This is a genomic window from Rhizobacter sp. Root1221, from assembly GCF_001425785.1.
Classification (GTDB): domain Bacteria; phylum Pseudomonadota; class Gammaproteobacteria; order Burkholderiales; family Burkholderiaceae_C; genus Rhizobacter.
Genome location: NZ_LMDI01000009.1, coordinates 98,844 through 116,470, shown reverse-complemented (window position 1 = coordinate 116,470; position 17,627 = coordinate 98,844). Strand labels below are relative to the sequence as shown.

At 69.7% G+C, this 17,627-nt stretch carries 13 protein-coding genes; 3 read left to right on the top strand and 10 right to left on the bottom strand.

The genetic code is table 11. The features are described from left to right. The first annotated feature begins 495 nt into the window (after nucleotides 1–495). Nucleotides 496–861: a hypothetical protein gene (locus ASC87_RS08405; RefSeq protein ID WP_056659516.1), complete on the top strand. Its 366-nt coding sequence runs from the start codon at nucleotides 496–498 to the stop codon at nucleotides 859–861. 41 nt (nucleotides 862–902) lie between these two features. Here the strand turns inward: ASC87_RS08405 and fusA are convergent, their stop codons facing one another. The 4 genes from fusA to ASC87_RS08385 form a co-directional block, all read right to left on the bottom strand. After that, nucleotides 903–2,927 carry an elongation factor G gene (gene fusA / locus ASC87_RS08400; protein ID WP_235582107.1) on the bottom strand — a complete coding sequence of 675 codons (2,025 nt, stop codon included), beginning with the start codon at nucleotides 2,925–2,927 and terminating at the stop codon, nucleotides 903–905. A gap of 422 nt (nucleotides 2,928–3,349) precedes the next feature. After that, complete coding sequence (locus ASC87_RS08395; RefSeq protein ID WP_082568488.1) at nucleotides 3,350–5,986, bottom strand: DEAD/DEAH box helicase; 2,637 nt, start codon at nucleotides 5,984–5,986, stop codon at nucleotides 3,350–3,352. Nucleotides 5,987–6,021: 35 nt separating this feature from the next. After that, nucleotides 6,022–6,255 (bottom strand): hypothetical protein, encoded by a 234-nt coding sequence (locus ASC87_RS08390; RefSeq protein WP_056659513.1) that lies wholly within the window; start codon nucleotides 6,253–6,255, stop codon nucleotides 6,022–6,024. Between the two features lie 107 nt (nucleotides 6,256–6,362). Next, nucleotides 6,363–6,722, bottom strand: coding sequence for a DUF1304 domain-containing protein (locus ASC87_RS08385; RefSeq protein WP_369820744.1), 360 nt, complete (start codon nucleotides 6,720–6,722; stop codon nucleotides 6,363–6,365). Between the two features lie 72 nt (nucleotides 6,723–6,794). Between ASC87_RS08385 and ASC87_RS08380 the strand changes: the two genes are divergently transcribed. Continuing rightward, a complete protein-coding gene (locus tag ASC87_RS08380; protein WP_056659562.1) occupies nucleotides 6,795–8,657 on the top strand; it encodes a PhoX family phosphatase in 1,863 nt (620 codons plus the stop codon). A 202-nt stretch (nucleotides 8,658–8,859) separates the two neighbouring features. On the opposite strand, the gene gudD is transcribed toward ASC87_RS08380, so the two are convergent. From gudD to ASC87_RS08350, 6 genes are all read right to left on the bottom strand, one after another. Then, nucleotides 8,860–10,194: a glucarate dehydratase gene (gene gudD / locus ASC87_RS08375; RefSeq protein WP_056659511.1), complete on the bottom strand. Its 1,335-nt coding sequence runs from the start codon at nucleotides 10,192–10,194 to the stop codon at nucleotides 8,860–8,862. 31 nt (nucleotides 10,195–10,225) lie between these two features. Next, nucleotides 10,226–11,188, bottom strand: coding sequence for a tripartite tricarboxylate transporter substrate binding protein (locus ASC87_RS08370; RefSeq protein ID WP_056659510.1), 963 nt, complete (start codon nucleotides 11,186–11,188; stop codon nucleotides 10,226–10,228). Between the two features lie 93 nt (nucleotides 11,189–11,281). Further along, a complete protein-coding gene (locus ASC87_RS08365) occupies nucleotides 11,282–13,099 on the bottom strand; it encodes a diguanylate cyclase (protein WP_157603913.1) in 1,818 nt (605 codons plus the stop codon). 55 nt (nucleotides 13,100–13,154) lie between these two features. Then, nucleotides 13,155–14,513, bottom strand: coding sequence for an oxygenase MpaB family protein (locus tag ASC87_RS08360; RefSeq protein ID WP_056659509.1), 1,359 nt, complete (start codon nucleotides 14,511–14,513; stop codon nucleotides 13,155–13,157). Next, entirely contained in the window at nucleotides 14,510–15,310 is an 801-nt protein-coding gene (locus ASC87_RS08355) for a carotenoid biosynthesis protein (protein WP_056659508.1), read from the bottom strand. The genes ASC87_RS08360 and ASC87_RS08355 overlap by 4 nt, the downstream gene beginning before the upstream one ends. A gap of 136 nt (nucleotides 15,311–15,446) precedes the next feature. Further along, nucleotides 15,447–16,430, bottom strand: a complete 984-nt coding sequence (locus ASC87_RS08350) for a GAF domain-containing protein (RefSeq protein ID WP_157603912.1) — start codon at nucleotides 16,428–16,430, stop codon at nucleotides 15,447–15,449. Nucleotides 16,431–16,509: 79 nt separating this feature from the next. Between ASC87_RS08350 and ASC87_RS08345 the strand changes: the two genes are divergently transcribed. Then, a complete protein-coding gene (locus ASC87_RS08345) occupies nucleotides 16,510–17,601 on the top strand; it encodes a S1C family serine protease (RefSeq protein ID WP_056659505.1) in 1,092 nt (363 codons plus the stop codon). The last annotated feature ends 26 nt before the right edge of the window (nucleotides 17,602–17,627 follow it).

The window sequence follows — 17,627 nt, the reverse complement described above, 5'->3', positions numbered from 1 at the left end:
CGGACAGCAGCCACTTCGGTTGTGCCCGTCGCGCGAGCCCTTCCGTCGAAGCGGTGCCTCGCTGCACGGGGCCGAAACCGGCCACGCACATCCCGCACCGCTCACACCAATTCGCGCGGCCGCGGAGTGCAAAGACACACCCGAAGTGACAACAAAAACAAACGATTCCGCACCGCCTTGCGGCACCAACGAAAAAGGCCCGGGTCCTTGGCGGGACCCGGGCCTCTGGAAACCAGAGCTGGAAGGCTGGTTGTCAGCCTCTCCCGGATGCCGCAGCGGCCCCTTTTGTCGCGGAGACCATTGCAATGGAAATTTGGCGCGCCAACGCCTGGCGGCCCGAAGCGGGCGCGAAGCAGTGGTTGGAGCGGCGAAGTTTCACGGGTGGTTTCCTCGGAAAAACGGGCTTTTGGTATCGATGGAGGGCATCGTAAATAGTCTTTACCGCACCGTCAAGCCCCTGCGACAATGCGCGCAACAGATTTTTTCGCAGTCCCCGTGAGCAACATCACCCTAGAACGGCGCCGCAACGCGCTGAACCTGTTCCAGACCTTCGCGGAAACGGCGATGGCCGGCGGCGCGCCGCCCAAAGGGCTCGAGCAGGCGTTTGCCGCCAAGCTCGAGATCTCGCCCAGCATGTGGAGCCAGATCAAGTCCGCCCGCCCCATCGGCGACAAGCTAGCCCGCCAGATCGAGCAGCACTGCGGCAAACCCGCCGGCTGGCTCGACGAGGAACGCGAACCCGTGGGCCTCACGCCGGCCGAGCAGCAGTTCCTCGCGCTGGCCCTGAAAGCCTGGCGGGCCACCAACAGTGACGGGCGCAAGCAGCTGCGCCAGCTGCTGAAGGACCGCATCACCGGCTGACGCACAAAAAAAGGGGCGGCCCTCCCGGGCCACCCCTCTGGTCAACGGCTGCGCACCGCGTCGAGCACCGAGGCCGGCGCTTCGGCGTAGTGGTCGAACTGCATCGTGTACTGCGCCCGTCCCGAGGACATGGCACGCAGGTGCCCGATGTAGCCGAACATCTCCTTCAGCGGCACGTGGGCGTCCACCACCGCGGCATTGCCGCGTGTGTCCTGCCCCCGCACCAGCCCCCGGCGCCGGCTCAGGTCGCCGAGCACGTCGCCCACGAAGTCGGCGGGCGTGATCACCTCGACGGCCATCACCGGCTCCAGCAGCACCGGCCCGGCCTGCACGGCGGCCTCGCGGAACGCGGCCGCCGCGGCCAGCTCGAACGCCACGGTCGACGAATCGCGCTCGTGGAACCGTCCGTCGACGAGCGACACCCGGAAGTCCTCCGTCGCATAACCGGCCACGACCCCGGTCTGGGCCGCACGCCGGACACCCGCCTCCACCGCCGGCACGAACTCGCGCGGCACTGCCCCTCCCACCGTGCGGTTCTCGAACACCACGCCCTCGCCGCGAGGCAACGGCTCGAACTGCAGCGTGACCTCGGCGTACTGCCCGGGGCCACCGCTCTGCTTCTTGTGGAGGTGCGTGACCTCCACCGCCCGCGTGAGCGTCTCTCGGAACGCGACCTGGGGCCGCCCCACGTTGACCTCGACATGGTGGCGCGACCGCAATTTCTCGATCGACACCTCCAGCTGCAGCTCACCCATGCCGGACAGCAGCGTCTGGCCCGACTCCGCGTCCTGCCGGACGCGCAGGCTCGGATCCTCGCGCACCATCGCGGCCAGCGCCTTGCCGAGGTGCTGCTGGTCGGCCTGCGTCTTCGGTTCCACCGCCACGTCGATCACCGGCTCGGGCACCGTGATGGTTTCCAGCACCAGCGGTGCCGCGGGATCGGCCAGCGTGTGGCCGGTGACCGTGTCCTTCAGGCCCACGACCGCCGCGATGCCGCCGGCCTCGATGACCGAACGCTCCTCCACCTTGTTCGCATGCACCTCGTACAGACGGGCAATGCGTTCACGGCGGCCGGTGTTGGTGTTGAGCACGACGTCCCCCGGCCGCAGGCGGCCGCGGTACACGCGCACGTACACCATCGTGCCCGACGTGTCGGACACCACCTTGAACGCCAGCGCCGCGAGCGGCCCATCCGGGTCGGCCTCGGGCTGCCCCGCTTGCGCCGCCACCTCGCCCGGCGCAGGCAGGTACGCCACCGCCGCGTCCAGCAGCGGCTCGACGCCCTTGTTCTTGAACGCCGCACCCGCCAGCACCGGCACGAATGCCCCCGCGAGCGTGCCCTTGCGGATGCACGCCTGCAGCTGCGCGACGGTGGGCTCGCGCCCCTCGAGGAACGCGGCCAGCACGTCGTCGTCCTGCTCGACGATGGCGTCGAGCAGCTTCGCGCGCTGTGCCTGCACGACACCCTGCAGGTGCGCCGGCACGGGCCCTTCGTGCAGGTTGCCGCCGACATCTTCCGACGTCCACGTCAACGCGCGCTGCGTCAGCAGGTCGACCACGCCCTCGAAACCGCCTTCCGCGCCGATGGGCCACTGCAGCACCGCGGTGCGCACACCGAGGCGTTCGCCGATCATCGTGACCACACGCGGGAAGTCTGCCCCGATGCGGTCGAGCTTGTTGACGAACGCGATGCGCGGCACGTGGTACCGGTCGGCCAGGCGCCAGTTGGTCTCGGTCTGCGGTTCCACGCCGGCCACGCCGTCGAACACGACGATCGCGCCATCGAGCACGCGCAGCGACCGGTTCACCTCGATGTTGAAGTCGATGTGGCCGGGCGTGTCGATCAGGTTGATCTGCGCACCCTTCCAGAACACGGTGGTGGCCGCGCTGTTGATGGTGATGCCGCGGCGGCGTTCCTGCTCGTCGAAGTCCATGGTCGTGTCGCCATGGTTGACGTCGCCGATGCGGTAGTTCTTGCCCGTGTGGAACAGGATGCGCTCGGACGTCGTGGTCTTGCCAGCGTCCACGTGTGCAATGACGCCGATGTTGCGGATGGATTTGTTCACAGTGTTCTTTCGTGGTGGCCGACCCACCGCGAAAGAACGCGTCAGGGCCGGCAGTTCACTTGCCGATGGGGCGAGCCAAAGCACGAGCGCAAGCCTCCCGCGCCTTGGCGGGTGCGAATCGTGGCAATCAACTTGTCGAACGTGCGCTGGTGGAACATGACAATCCCCGAATGCAAAAAACCCCGGAGGGCGACGCCGACCGGGGTTCCTGGAGGACCGGGTCCGGAAGGCAAGGTGCCTTCCGAACGAATTCGAAAGGCGGCTCTAGGCGCGATTCACGCGGTCACCCGCACACGCGGCCTGGCGGTCGCGTGCGGCTTGGTTGATCGGTGTGGTCTTGAACATGGAACGGATTGTGAGGCCCGGCGCGCCGAACCGCAAGCAACGCTGTGTTGCCGCCACGGCCCTCAATCGCGGGGGTGTCACGGCAGCGGCGACAGCAGCGCGTCGAGGTCGGCCGCGGTGAACTTCATCGCCGTGGCCTCGTCCTCGCCGAGCACCCCGTCGGCCAGCGCCGCCTTGCGGGCCTGCAGGTCGAGGATGCGCTCCTCGATGCTGCCGGCCACGATGAGCTTGTAGACGAACACGGGCTGGGTCTGTCCGATGCGGTGCGCGCGGTCGGTGGCCTGGCGTTCCACCGCCGGGTTCCACCACGGGTCCACGTGGATCACGGTGTCGGCCGCGGTGAGGTTCAGCCCCACCCCGCCGGCCTTCAGGCTCAGCAGCAGCACGGGCACGGCGCCGGCCTGGAAGTCGCGCACGACCTGGCCGCGCTGCGCGGGTGGTGTGTCACCCGTCAACGCGAGCCAGGACAGCCCGAGGGCATCGAGGTCGTCCTGGAGCAGCGACAGCATCGCGGTGAACTGCGAGAACACCAGCACGCGCCGGCCATCGGCCACCAACGACGGCAACAGGTCGCGCAGCAGTTCGCGTTTCGCGCTCTCGATGGTTTTCGGGATGCGGCTGCGCTTCAGCAGGCGCGGGTCGTTGCACACCTGCCGCAGCTTGAGCAACGCATCGAGGATGGTGATGAGACCGCCGGACAGGCCGCTCTTCTGCAACACCCGGCGCACCAGTTCGTCGGCGGCGACCCGCACGCTTTCGTACATCGCACGCTGGCGGCCCTGCAGCTCCACGCGCTCGATCACCTCGGTCTTCGGCGGCAGTTCGGTGGCCACGTCGTCCTTGCGGCGCCGCAGGATGAACGGGCGCACGCGGCGGCGCAGCAGTTCTGCGCGCAGCGTCTCGCCGTTTTCCTCGATGGGCTTGCGCCAGCGGCGGGTGAACGTGCGCTGGTCGCCGAGGAACCCCGGCATCAGGAAATCGAACTGCGCCCACAGCTCGCCGAGGTGGTTCTCGAGCGGTGTGCCGGTGAGGCACAGGCGGTGCGTGGCGTCCAGGCGGCGCAGCGCATGGGCAGCACGGCCGGCGGGGTTCTTGACGGTCTGGGCTTCGTCGAGCAGGAGCAGGTGGAACGGCACGGCGGCCAGCACGTCGATGTCGCGCCACACGAGCGGGTAGGTCGTCAGCACCACGTCGTGTTCGGCGATGTCGGCCACCCGGGCCGCGCGGCCGGGGCCGTGCAGGGTCATCAGCCGCAGGCCCGGGGCCATGTGCGCGGCCTCGGCCTGCCAGTTGAAGACGAGCGACGTGGGCACCACCACCAGGGCAGGCCGGCCATCGAGGCGGCCGGCCTGCTGTTCGATCAGCAGGTGGGCCAGTGCCTGGGCGGTCTTGCCGAGGCCCATGTCGTCGGCCAGGATGCCCGCGAGGTGCTGCTCGCGCAGGTGCTGCAGCCAGGCCACGCCGCGCCGCTGGTAGTCGCGCAACGTCACGCCGAGGCCCGCGGGGTCGGGCACCTCGGCAGGTTCTTCGGTGTGCTGCAGACGGCGGGCGAGTTCACGCAGGCCGGTGTCGCCCGTGAGCTGCCACGCGCCAAACGGGCCGGCACGTGCGGCCTGGGTGTCGTGCAGGCTCTCGCGCAACGCGTCGAGGCGCTGGGCTTCCCATGCGGACAGCCTCAACGGGCCGGCGCGTGGTTCGGTGTCGGTGAGCAGGTCCACCATCGTGCCGATGATGGCCTTCAGCGGTGCGGCGGGGGCCTCCACGCGGCGGCCGCCGGGCGCGCGCAGCGTGACCACCGACTCGTCGGGGATGGCCTCGATCTGCCGGGCGTCGAGCCACCGGCGGTCACGGCGCAGCAGGTCCCACAGCAGCGGTGCGAGGTCCCAGATCTCGCCGTCGATCTCGACGCCGAGGCTCAGCAGGAACGACCCTTCACGCTTCGGCTGGCGCAGCGCCTTGACGTCCACGAGGCGCGGGCCCATCGGCCCGCTGACCTCCTTGCCGAGCACCTCGCCGGTGTCGTGGTCGAGCACCAGGCGCCAGGCGGTGACCGGCACGCTCTCGTGGGCGAACCCCGGGCGCACCACGATGCGCCAGCCGCTCGCGCGCAGGCCCGGCAGCGCGTCGGCCCACAGGTCGGCGAACCGCGCCTCCTGTTCGAGCGACCACACGGGTGCACCGGGGCCGATGAACGGGCGGCCGCGCCACTGCAGCGTGGCCGGGTCGAGCGGGTGGAGACCGAGCCCCCACACCTGGTCCATCGCGTCGGCCTCGGCCCGGATGTCGCGGTCGATGCGCACGGGCCGGCCGGCCGCATCGGTGGTGTGGAGGGGTGGGGCGTGCCGGCTGTTGAGCACCGACGTGGGTGCAGGCACTTCGGCGACAACCCCGGCCGGGGAGGTGTAGGTCCAGTCCACGAACGCGACGGTCACGGTGGTACCGCGAGGCCCGAACGGGCCCGAGGGGCGCATGCCCAACAGCCCTTCGCCGCGGCCGAGGGTGTGCAACGTGAGGCGCGGGCGGAACCGGCCAGCCGGTAGGTCGGGCTCGGCCGGGGCCGCCTCGCCGTGGCGCATGCGTGCCATGACCTCGGCCGATTCGGCCGGGGTGAGTTCGGGCAACTGACGCAACGCGGCGGGATCGGCCCGGCGCTTCAACGCGGCGACCCACTCGGCAATGACGGCGTCGCGGGGCCGGGGAAGCGGGGAGGACATGCGGCGATTGCACCACAAGCCTCACCCGCGCCGGTTCACGGCGGCGGCAGTGCGGCTTCCGGTTCGAGCACGAGTTCCGGCGGTTCGCCGTGGCGCCACTCGATCGGGTTGTTGCCGTGCTGTCCGTCCTCGGACTTGAGGCGGCGGTACTCGGCCGACAAGGCATCGAGCACGTGTTCGATGGCGGGCATGTCACGCACGTCCGCCGCCTGCAGGCGCCTCAGTTCCTCGCGCAGCGCGTGGTACCGGTCAGAGACGGTGGTCAACATGGGCGGTTTCCTTCGGTGTTCGGGACATGTCCCATTGCACCGCCGATCATCGCCCTCGCCCATCGGACCCACGCGCCCCCGCGCGTAGGGATGGGACTACGGGGCCGTCAGGAGAGGGCCACGAGCACCAGGCCGAGGGCTGCCGGAACCGCCTGGATGAACAGGATCTTGCGCGACGCGGTGGCCGCACCGTACACCCCGGCCACCAGCACGCACAGCAGGAAGAAGATCTTCACCGGGTTGCCGGCCGCGCCAAGCCACACGCCCCACAGCAGGCCGGCTGCGAGGAAACCGTTGTACAGGCCCTGGTTGGCCGCCAGCACCTTCGTGGCGGCCGCCCGCTCGGCGGTCTGCCCGAACGCGCGAAGGCCGGCGGGCTTGTCCCAGAGGAACATTTCCAGCACGAGGATGTAGATGTGCAGCAGGCCGATCAGGGCCACGACGATGTGGGCGGCAGTGGACAGCATGGGTTCCCCGTTTTGATGATCGGCGAAGCATCGCACAGAATCGGCGCACTCGACACTGCACCGGAACCCACGATGGCCAAGGACTTCGACACGATGGAAGACAGCAACCGGTCGGCGAACCCGTCGATCCATGACGTGTCGGCCGGCGAGCGGCGCACGGTGCTGCGCGGCGGGCTCGGCCTGGTGCTTGGCGGCTGGCTCGCACCGCTGTCGCTCTCCGGCTGCGCCACGGTGCCGCCGCCGCGCATCGGCTTCGCGCCGGTGCCGCTTTCCACGCAGGACACGGTCGTCGTGCCCGAGGGCTACACCGCCCAGGTGATCGCGCCGTGGGGCGACCCGGTCGGCATCGCCGGGCACCTGCCCGCCTTCCGCGCCGATGCCGGCAACACCGCGGACGAACAGGCGGTGCAGATGGGCATGCACCACGACGGCCTGCACTACTTCGCACTCGACGGTGCCCACCGGGGCCTGCTCGCGATGAACCACGAGTACATCGACGACGGCCTGCTGCACACCGACGGCACGGCGGCATGGAGCGCGGAGAAGGTGCGCAAGGGCCAGGCCGCGCATGGGGTGTCGGTGATCGAGGTGGCCCGCGACGGCGACGGCTGGCAGGTGGTGCGCCCGTCGCGTTACGCGCGGCGCATCAGCACGCTGACGCCGGTGGGCGTGGGCGGACCGGCGGCCGGCCACCCGCTGCTGCGCACCGCCGCCGATCCATCCGGCATGCGCGTCCTCGGCACGTTGAACAACTGCGCGAGCGGCATCACCCCGTGGGGCACCTACCTCACGGGCGAGGAAAACTTCATCATCTACTTCGAGGGCCCCGAGAAGCCCGATGCACACGGCACGCGCTGGGGCCTCAAGCGCCGCGGCGCCGGCATGCGCTGGGCAGAACACGACGAGCGTTTCGACGCGGCACGCCATCCGAACGAACCCAACCGCTTCGGATGGATCGTCGAGATCGACCCCATGGACCCCACGTCCACGCCCATCAAGCGCACCGCCCTCGGCCGCGCGGCGCACGAGGGCGCCACGGTGGCGGTCACGCGGGACGGGCGTGCGGTGGTCTACTCGGGCGAGGACGCGCAGTTCGAGTACATCTACAAATTCGTGAGCCGCGACCGCATCGCCCCGGGCGGTGCCGCGGCGAACCGCACGCTGCTGGACCACGGCACGCTGCACGTGGCGCGCTTCGACGCCGATGGCCGCGGCCGCTGGCTGCCACTCGTGCACGGCGAAGGGCCGCTCACCGCCGCGGCCGGTTTCGCCGACCAGGGCGAGGTGCTGGTGAAAACGCGCCAGGCGGCCGACCTGCTGGGCGCCACGAAGATGGACCGTCCCGAATGGATCGCCGTGGATGCGGCACGCGGCGAGGTGTACTGCTCACTGACGAACAACAGCCGCCGCGGCACCGACGATGCCCCCGGCACGGATGCCGCGAACCCGCGCGCCAGGAACACGATGGGCCAGGTGATCCGGTGGAAGGAAGACGGCGACAGCGACGGCATCACGTTCACGTGGAACCACTTCGTGCTGGCGGGCCCGGCCGAGGCCGGTGGCACCGTGTCGGGCGATGCGTTCGTGTGCCCCGACGGCCTGTGGATCGATCCGCGCGGAGTGTTGTGGATCCAGACCGACGCGTCGTCCACCGGGTCGGGACTCGGCCACAACATGATGCTTGCGGCCGACACGGTCACAGGCGAGATGCGCCGTTTCCTGACGGGGCCGGCCGGTTGTGAGGTGACGGGCGTGACCTGCGCACCCGACCTGCGCACGATGTTCGTGAACATCCAGCACCCGGGCGAAAGCCCGACCTCGAGCCGCAACGACCCGGCCGAACCCGCGCGGCATTCGCGCTGGCCCGATGGCGGCCGGCCGCGTTCGGCCACCGTGGTGGTGCGGCGGCGCGATGGGGGCGTCATCGGCACGTGAAGATGGCGACGGCGCCGGTCACGAAACATTGCCGGTCTTCTTGGCGCGGATGCTCTGATCCGCCGCGCCGCCGTCTGAGCACCACTGTAGTGACGCTGTGTGACAGTGGCATTGGGGCCCGCCCCGATAGGCAAAACGGACCGTGCGTTAAGTCTCGCTTTTCGGTCGTTCTGCCTCCGTTGCGGACCCTTCGTTCCAGGGGTCAGCGCACCATGCAAGGCCGTTTTGGGTCGAAGCGCCAGTTCGGCACCAGGTACTGCATCGCGATGGCATCGTCGCGGGCGCCGAGGCCGTGTTCGCGGTACAGCGCGTTGGCCTTCATCACTTCGGCCATGTCGAGTTCCACACCGAGACCCGGGCGTTTCGGCACGTCCACGAAACCGCCTCGGATCTGCAGCGGATCTTTCGTGAGGCGTTGCCCGTCCTGCCAGATCCAGTGGGTGTCGATGGCGGTGACACGGCCCGGCGCAGCCGCGGCCACTTGCGTGAACATCGCGAGTGACACGTCGAAGTGGTTGTTGGAATGCGAGCCCCACGTGAGGCCCCAGTCGCGGCACGTCTGCGCCACGCGCACCGAACCGGCCATGGTCCAGAAGTGCGGATCGGCCAGCGGGATGTCGACGGACTGCAACGACAGCGCGTGGGTCAGCTGGCGCCAATCGGTGGCCACCATGTTGGTGGCCGTGGGCAGGCCGGTGGCACGGCGAAACTCGGCCATCACCTCGCGGCCCGAGAAGCCGTCCTCGGCACCGCACGGGTCTTCGGCATAGGCCACCACACCGTGCATGTCGCGCATCAGCCGGATCGCATCCTTCAGCAGCCAGCCGCCGTTCGGGTCGAGGGTCACGCGGGCTTGCGGGAATCGTTCGTGCAACGCGGTGACGGCCTCCACCTCGGCCTCGCCGGCGAGCACACCGCCCTTGAGCTTGAAGTCGTTGAAACCGTAGCGCGCGTGCGCGGCCTCGGCCAGGCGCACCACCGCGCCGGGTGTCATCGCGGCCTCGTGGCGCAGGTGTTTCCACGCGTCGGCATCGGCCGGTTCGTCGGACGGCGATGCGTACGGCAGGTCGGTCTTCGTGCGGTCACCCACGAAAAACAGGTAGCCGAGCATCTCGACGCGGTCGCGTTGCTGGCCCTCGCCGAGCAGCGCAGCGATGGGCAGGTCCATGTGCTGGCCCAGCAGGTCCAGCAGCGCCGATTCGAGCGCGGTCACGGCGTGGATGGTCACGCGCAGGTCGAACGTCTGCAGGCCGCGGCCGCCACTGTCGCGGTCAGCGAACTGGTCGCGGGCGCGCTGCAGCAGGCGCAGGTGATCGCCGATGGGCTGGCCCACGATCAGCGGGCGGGCATCCTCGATCGTCTGGCGGATCTTCTCGCCGCCGGGCACCTCGCCCACGCCGGTGTGCCCGTCGCTGTCGGTCAGGATGACGAGGTTGCGGGTGAAGTACGGCGCATGCGCGCCGCTGAGGTTGAGCAACATGCCGTCGCGGCCTGCGACGGGGATGACTTGCAGGTCGACGACCTTCGGGGTGGACATGGTGGGCTCCGTCAGAAAAGAGGGTGGTGGGTCAGTCGGCCGTGATGTGGCCAGTGTCGATGACCTTCTTCCAGCGCGCGAACTCGGCGGCCTGGAATTTGGTGAATTGTTCGGGGGTGTTGGCGATGACCTCGAACCCCACGTCGGTCAGCTTCTTGTTCACCACCGGGTCGTTGAGCGCGGACACCAGCGCGGCATGCAGCTTCGTCCGCACGTCGGCCGGCAGGCCCTTGGGTGCGGCGACGGCCTGCCACGAGTACACGTCGGCGTTCTTGACTCCGGCCTCGGACAAGGTTGGCACTTGAGGCAGCAGCGTCGAGCGCTTGTCGCCGGTGACGGCGAGCGCCCGCAGCTTGCCGGCCTGGATCTGCGAGATCACCGCGTTGATGTTCTGGAACGACGCATCGACCTGGGCGCCGAGCAGGTCACTGATGGCCGGGGCACCGCCCTTGTACGGGATGTGCAGGCCGGAGGTGTTCGTCTGCTGCCAGAAGAGTTCGGCCGTGAGGTGGTCGGACGAGCCGTTGCCAGACGACGCGAAGCTCATCTTGCCCGGGTCCTTCTTGAGCGCCGCGAGCACGTCGGCCACCGACTTGTGCGGCGACACGGCCGGCACGACCAGCACGTTCGGCGCCTGCACGGCCACCATCAGCAGGTCGAAGTCGCGTGCCGGATCGTAGGGCATGGCCTTGATCAGGTGCGGGGCGATCACGAACGGGCCGAGCGAGGAGACCAGCACGGTGTAGCCGTCGGGCGCGGCCCGCTTCACCTGGCCCGCCCCGATGGTGCCGGTGGCGCCGGGTTTGTTGTCGACGATGAAGGTCTGCCCGAGCGTCTCCTGCAACTTGGCGCCCAGCGTGCGCGCGAGGCTGTCGGTGGAACCGCCCGGCGGGAACGGCACGAGGAGTGTCACGGGTTTCTCGGGCCAGGCGGCCCAAGCAGGCGAGGCCAGCAGCAGCGCGCCAGCGGCAAGGGAACAGAACCAGGTTTTCATCGCAATCGCTCCATCCGGTAGAACTTCAACGGAGACCAGATTGTTAACGTTAACTATCGCGGCGTCAATGGCCGGAAAACCCTGTTGTGGGTACTACGGAGCCGGTTGACCGGCGACCGCGTCGTCGCGAGGCGTTTGGGATTCGCGCAGCACCGCCAGCCCGCCGCGCCGGATGCAGCCCTTGCCCGACGCCTTGCCCACGTACATCGCGGCGTCGGCGAACTTCAGCAGCGTGACCGCGTCGGCCGCATCGGCGGGCGACAGGGCATAGCCGATCGTCAGACCGACGCTGCAGGTGTGCTGGCCCAGGATGAACGGCTCGGCGAACGCCTTGAGCAGTTGCTCGCCGAGGTGCAGCGCGTCCTCGTCGCGCTGCAACTGGCCCGTCATGACGACGAACTCGTCTCCACCCAGGCGAGCCACGGTGTCGCCGCGGCGCAGCGTGTCGTTCAGGCGCTGGGCCACGGCGATCAGGAGCTCGTCGCCCACGTCGTGGCCATGCCGGTCGTTGACCGGCTTGAAGCCGTCGAGGTCGAGCATGAAGACGGCCACGCGGTTGTCGGCCCGGGGGCGTGACAGCGCCGCGGTGAGTTCCGCATTCAGGCCGCGGCGGTTGGGCAGGCCGGTGAGCGGATCGCTGTGGGCGAGCGAACGCATGGCGTCGCGCTCGAGCGTGGCGTGCCGCGCCTGTGTGTGGATGGCCTTCATGCGCAGCCCCAGCACCCGCATGAAGAGCAGCATGTCGATGGTGGCGCCGATCTGGAACGAATGCAGGGTCCAGAAGTTGACCGGTGCGCGGCCGTTGATGACCATGATGATCACCGCCGTCGCGATGAAGTACACCGCCCACGCGACGAGGAAACTCACGCCCACGGGGTCCCCGCGCAGGGTGCGTTTCACCGCGCCCGGCATGCCCATCAGCACCGGCATGAGGCCCAGCACGCTGACGATGGCGCTCACCGCGCGCGTGTCGATCAGGCCGGCCACGTAGGCCACGCCCACCAGCGCGGCAAAGGCCGCGCCGCCCTTCATCACCCGCGTGAAGAGTGGGCTGGTGTCGGGGCCGGCGAGCACATGCTCGATGAACAGGAACGACCCGGCGGACGCGATCAGTGCCGACAGCGCGCCGATGTGGGACTCGAACCACAGGTTGTCGGTCCACAGGTACTGGGCGCCGATGCCGAACTGCAGCACCGAGAACAGCAGGCTGCCCGAGATCATCAACGCGTACTTCAGGAAGAGCGGCTCGCGCAGGCCGAGGCCCTGCGCCACGCTGTACAGCAGCAGGCAGAAGCCGAGGCCGCCCAGCAGCCCCTGGAGCATCTGCTCGTTCAGCGCCCGCGCGTGGAACGCGCCCGGTGTGTTCAGCGTGATGGGCAGGATCATCGCGCCCTGGGTCTCGATGCGCGCGAGGATTTCGTGGTGGGTGCCGGGCTGCAGGTTCAGCACCGCGGAATGCGAACGGCTGCCGAGCGGGCGATTGGCGAAGGGCCGCAGGTTGCCCAGCTCGACGCGCTGCACCACCTGGCCGTCGGTCAGCAGGTGCACGTCGATGTGGCTGAGCGCGGTGTAGTCGATGTCGAAGATCCACGGGCATCGCTTCTGGCACCGCACGTCGATGGGCACCCGCACCCACACCGCTTCCCTGCGCAGGCCGAACGTGGGATAGGCGGTGGGCGGGGCCGTGAAGGCGGCCGGTGCCGCGAGCACGTCGTCAAGGGTGAGCGCGCCCGTGTCGTCGAACCGCAGCGTGGCGGCAGTCCACACGTCGACCACGTCCTGGCCGCCGTCCAGCACCAGCGAACGTGCCGGTGCGGCCGGCTGGGCCCATGCCGCGGGCAGGGCCGCGAAGGCCCAGACCCATCCGATGAAACACCAATGGAGGAGCGGCTGAAGGTGTCGGCTGGACATGTGGAAGCAACCGTGCGTGACGCCCGCCATTATCAGCGCGCGCCAGCACGGGTTTTCACGACCGGTCCACCGGTGCCCAGCGGCCGACCGTCGTGAACCGGTCTTCCATCACGTTCAGCCAGCGGGGTGCCTTGGGATCGTCACCCCACGCGGCCACGGTGTCCCGCACCCGCGACAGCAGGTGGTCGGGCAGCTGCAGCGGGCGGGTCTGGTCCATCAGCAGCTTCGTCACCACGTGATACCCCAGCACCCGCACGACCACCCGCGACAGCGAGAACTGCGGCCACACGAGCCGGCCGAGGCGGTCGACCAGCCCGATCAGGCCCATGCCCAGCCAGAACAAGGCGCGCGACAACCACGACACGCGCCCGTCGAGCCCGATGTCGCGGGCGGTCTCGGCGCCGCACAGGTGCCGGGTCATCAACACCGGGACCGGCTTGGCCAGCGCGAACGGGATCACCGCGCTCATGGCCGCCATCAGCGCCTGGCCCAGCACGGGGCGCGGGTCGGGTGAGACGGGGTCGGCACGGCCGCGGGCCTGCATGGTGGCAAACAGCTGCCCGGCCTCGGCAAAGGAGTGCGCCATCAGGTCCTCACGGATGCCCAGCAGGTGGCCCACCACGTTCCAGGTATGCCGGTAGGCCGCTTCGTCCACATCCCCCACGCCGAGGTGCAGGCGGCGCAGGCTGGCGAGGAAGCAGTGGCTGAACGTCAACAGCGTGTAGGCCAGTTCCTCCTGGTTGCACGGCAGGCCGTCGGCGTCGACGTTCCAGCCGTGTGCCAGCAGCGCCTCGTGCATCGAGTGCAGTTCGCCGTGCACGAGGGGCGGCACCACGCCGCCCGCCTGCGACGGGTCGCCCCGCAGGATCAGGTGGCGAATGGTGGCGTGGATCAGGCGCACCTTCAGGATCTGCGCCACACCGCTCCCCGACGGGGTGGTGAGGCCGCCGTCCATCATCACCGGGAAGATCATCGCGGCGGTGGACCGCACGCGGTAGTCGGTGTGCGCGGTGAGCTGGCCGGCCGTCTGCAGCACCGCGGACAGGTCGGGCACCACGTAACACTCGGGCAGGCTCGAACAGAACAGCAGCACGCATGACAGCGGCCCCTGTTCGAAGAACAGCCGTTCGGCCTGGGCGATCTTCGCCGGGTCGGCCCAGGCGGGCAGCCCGCGAGCCGCCTGCACGAAGGCCTCGAGCGACGCCGCCATCTCCGGCGTCACACCGTTGCCCACGGCACGCCAGCCGTCGAGGTCGGCGTTGGTCTTCCAGCCGGAGATCAACCGGTTCATGGCGCCGATGCGGGTGAACCGTTCGGCAACGCCGATGTCGGACCACGGGCCCAGCGCGGCGGCCACGGCGCTGTCGGCGAGCGGGTCGGCCACCCGTTGCATCCGGTCGAGGTCGGCGGTCATGCGGCCACCTTCGCGTCCATGCGCCAATGCTGCCAGCCCGCGAGCGCGCAGAGCACCGGGATGCCCATCGCAAACACCGCGAGGCTGCGCACCTCGACGGGGTAGCCGAAGAAGACCTGGAACACCATCTCGCCGCCGTAGATGCCGATCGGGATCAACGCGTGGCGGCGCGACACCCGGGCCGCCGGCACGGGCGGCAACTTGCGCACCGTGGCCCGGAACAGGAACACGATGGCAAACGACACGGTCATCCAGCCGACAAAGCCCTGCACCGTCTCGCCGAACCACCAGCCGTTCTTCTCGACCATGATCCAGGCCTTGAGCTTGTAGACGAAGTACGGGTCGGCGCCGAGATCGAACGCGGTGACGATCATGGCGGCCAGCAGCGACAGCACGATGGCGTCGCCCCACTTCGGCGACCCGTCCACCGGCGAGCGCCACACGATCAGGTTGGCGATCACGTACCCGGTGTAGGTGAGCGCGAACCACATCAGCGGGATCACCACGGGCACCTCGCCCAGGCGCGGGCCGAGCACGTCGGTGTAATCGTAGTCGCCGAAGAACCAGCCGCGAGAGGCCCCCATCTGCTCGGCGAACCAGCCGAGCACCACGGCGATGACGACGAACCGGGCCGCGGCGCGCACGCCCAGCAGGTGGGTGGCGCTGGCCCAGCTGCAGGCGAACATCAGCAGCGAACTGATGGCCAGCGCCACCGTGGTGTCGTTGTGGCTGCGCACCGCCAGGGCAATCAATTGCGCGGCCAGCAGCACGACGCTGGCAGTGACGACAGGCTTCATGGAAAGGACGGTAGGTTGGAATGCCGCGCATCGTAGCCGCGGATGACCGGAACCGATGCGGGGCGTACCCGGATCAGCGCGCACCACCTCACGGCGCACGGCACCACGTTGGTGAACGGGTCCGCCGGGCCTGCCCTCAGAAGTACAGCACCACCACCTCGGCAACCACCTCGTCGACGAGCACCGGGATGGCCACGAGGCCCCCCAGCCCGGCCGCAGTGGCCGTGTTGCCCACGCCCCCCGGCTCCCCGCCGGCCTTCTCCGAGACCGCCGGCACGCCGGTCAGGAATGCGCGGCCGATGGTGCCCGCGGCGCGCTCGAGCAGCACCTCGCCGGCGCCCGGTCCGGCCTGCCCGGACACGTAGGCCAGGCGCAGGCGCTTGCCGTCGTCCTCGGGCACCCAGCTCTCCATGCGCCGCGCGACGGGGGTTTCCGAGGCCGACAGGAAACTGATCACCCACGAGGCATCGCCCGGCGCGGGGCACGGAAATGCCAGGCCCCGCTGGATGCCGGCCGCCTCGGCCGCGTCACCCCGCAGGAAACGCGAGGACGTCCCCAGGTCGTCGATGAACACTGCGCCGCCACGTTGCCACGCCAGGCCGGGCAAGCCGGCCCCCCGTGGCAGCCAGGTCTCGCGGGACAGGCTCTCGAGCGCTTCGGCGCGGGTGCCGTAGTAGCCATCGGCCAGGGTCATGTCGCCGGTGACACGCGGATCGTTGCGCCACAGCTCGATGGCCCCTTCGTGGGCCAGCACGTCGCCGCAGAAGATCACGAGCACCGCGGTGAGCTTCCCGGCACGGAACCACGGCACCGCGATACCGCAGGTGAGGCCGGCGGCCTCGGCCGCGGCAATGCGGCGGAAGTACGAGCCCTTGAAATGCTTGAGCAGCAGCGGATGGCCTTCCTCCCAGACCCGCCCCGGCAGCCCTTCACCGCGGCCGAAACACATCGTGCGGCTCAGCGCGCCGAAGTGGGGAGCCGACCCGAACAACCCGTTGTCGAGTTCGAGCAGCGTGTCGTCGGCCGACGGCGTCCACACCTCGACGGCGCGGATGAAGGTTCGGGCCGCGGGCGCCGGAACCACAACGGCGAGCGATGGGGAGGTTGTGGCGGAGGTCATGTCCCGGGTTCAGCAAGTAGCAGGCCAAGGCCATACCATGTTAGTGCACGCACTAGCCGGAAGCCACCCGACCCGAACCATGACCCTGCGAACCTCGCGCCGCGCCCTCCTGCTTGCCGCCGTCCTGTCGAGCGCCACGTTCGCTGCCGTCGCCCGCCCCGATGCGGTACCCCGCACGGTCACCCCCCGCGGCCCGCTGACCCCGGACGAGCAGACCAACATCGCGGTGTTCAAGGGCGCGTCGCCGTCGGTCGTGAACATCACCGTCCTCGGCATCGAACGCGACTTCTTCTCGGCACAGACCCACCAGGTGCCGCAGGGCACCGGCACCGGCTTCATCTGGGACGACCGCGGTCACATCGTCACCAACTTCCACGTGATCCAGGGCGCCAGCGCCGCGCGGGTCACGCTGGCCGACCAGAGCACCCACCGCGCCCAGCTGGTGGGGATCTTCCCCGACCGCGACCTCGCGGTGCTGCGCATCGACGCCGCCAGGACCAAGCTGCCGCCGCTGGCGCTCGGCTCCAGCAAGGACCTGATCGTGGGCCAGAAGGTGTATGCCATCGGCAACCCGTTCGGGCTCGACCAGACGCTGACCGTGGGCATCGTCAGCGCGCTGAACCGCGAGATCGAGTCGGTCACGCGCCGCAGCATCCGCGGCGCCATCCAGACGGACGCTGCCATCAACCCGGGCAACTCCGGCGGCCCGCTGCTCGATTCGGCCGGCCGCATGATCGGCGTGAACACCGCGATCTACAGCCCGTCCGGGGCGAGTGCCGGCATCGGCTTCGCGATCCCGATCGACGAGGTGAACCGCATCGTGCCGCGGCTGATCCGCGACGGCCGCATGGTGCGCCCGTCCATCGGCGTGACCCCGGGCCCGGAGACGCTGGTCCGGTCGCTCGGCCTGCCGAAGGGCGTGCCACTGGTGCGGGTGGCGCCGGGTGGACCCGGCGCCCGCGCGGGCCTCGCGCCGTTCATGCGTGGCGCGCAAGGGGGCATCGTGCCGGGCGACGTGATCCAGGGGGTGGACGACGAAGCCGTCGAGGACGCGGACGACCTGCTCACCGCGCTCGAGCGGTTCCAGCCCGGCGACCAGGTGACGCTGACGGTGTGGCGCGCGGGCAAGGTGCGCAAGCTGGCCGTCACGCTGGCCGAGTTGCGGGAATGACCGGAGGCGCTACAGTGCCCGCTTCG

Excerpts from the sequence above, each read along its gene's own strand:
- ASC87_RS08395 (WP_082568488.1), bottom strand. The coding sequence starts at position 5,986 with ATGTCCTCCCCGCTTCCCCGGCCCCGCGACGCCGTCATTGCCGAGTGG.
- ASC87_RS08390 (WP_056659513.1), bottom strand. The coding sequence starts at position 6,255 with ATGTTGACCACCGTCTCTGACCGGTACCACGCGCTGCGCGAGGAACTG.
- ASC87_RS08385 (WP_369820744.1), bottom strand. The coding sequence starts at position 6,722 with ATGCTGTCCACTGCCGCCCACATCGTCGTGGCCCTGATCGGCCTGCTG.
- ASC87_RS08380 (WP_056659562.1), top strand. The coding sequence starts at position 6,795 with ATGGCCAAGGACTTCGACACGATGGAAGACAGCAACCGGTCGGCGAAC.
- gudD (WP_056659511.1), bottom strand. The coding sequence starts at position 10,194 with ATGTCCACCCCGAAGGTCGTCGACCTGCAAGTCATCCCCGTCGCAGGC.
- ASC87_RS08370 (WP_056659510.1), bottom strand. The coding sequence starts at position 11,188 with ATGAAAACCTGGTTCTGTTCCCTTGCCGCTGGCGCGCTGCTGCTGGCC.
- ASC87_RS08365 (WP_157603913.1), bottom strand. The coding sequence starts at position 13,099 with ATGTCCAGCCGACACCTTCAGCCGCTCCTCCATTGGTGTTTCATCGGA.
- ASC87_RS08360 (WP_056659509.1), bottom strand. The coding sequence starts at position 14,513 with ATGACCGCCGACCTCGACCGGATGCAACGGGTGGCCGACCCGCTCGCC.
- ASC87_RS08355 (WP_056659508.1), bottom strand. The coding sequence starts at position 15,310 with ATGAAGCCTGTCGTCACTGCCAGCGTCGTGCTGCTGGCCGCGCAATTG.
- ASC87_RS08350 (WP_157603912.1), bottom strand. The coding sequence starts at position 16,430 with ATGACCTCCGCCACAACCTCCCCATCGCTCGCCGTTGTGGTTCCGGCG.
- ASC87_RS08345 (WP_056659505.1), top strand. The coding sequence starts at position 16,510 with ATGACCCTGCGAACCTCGCGCCGCGCCCTCCTGCTTGCCGCCGTCCTG.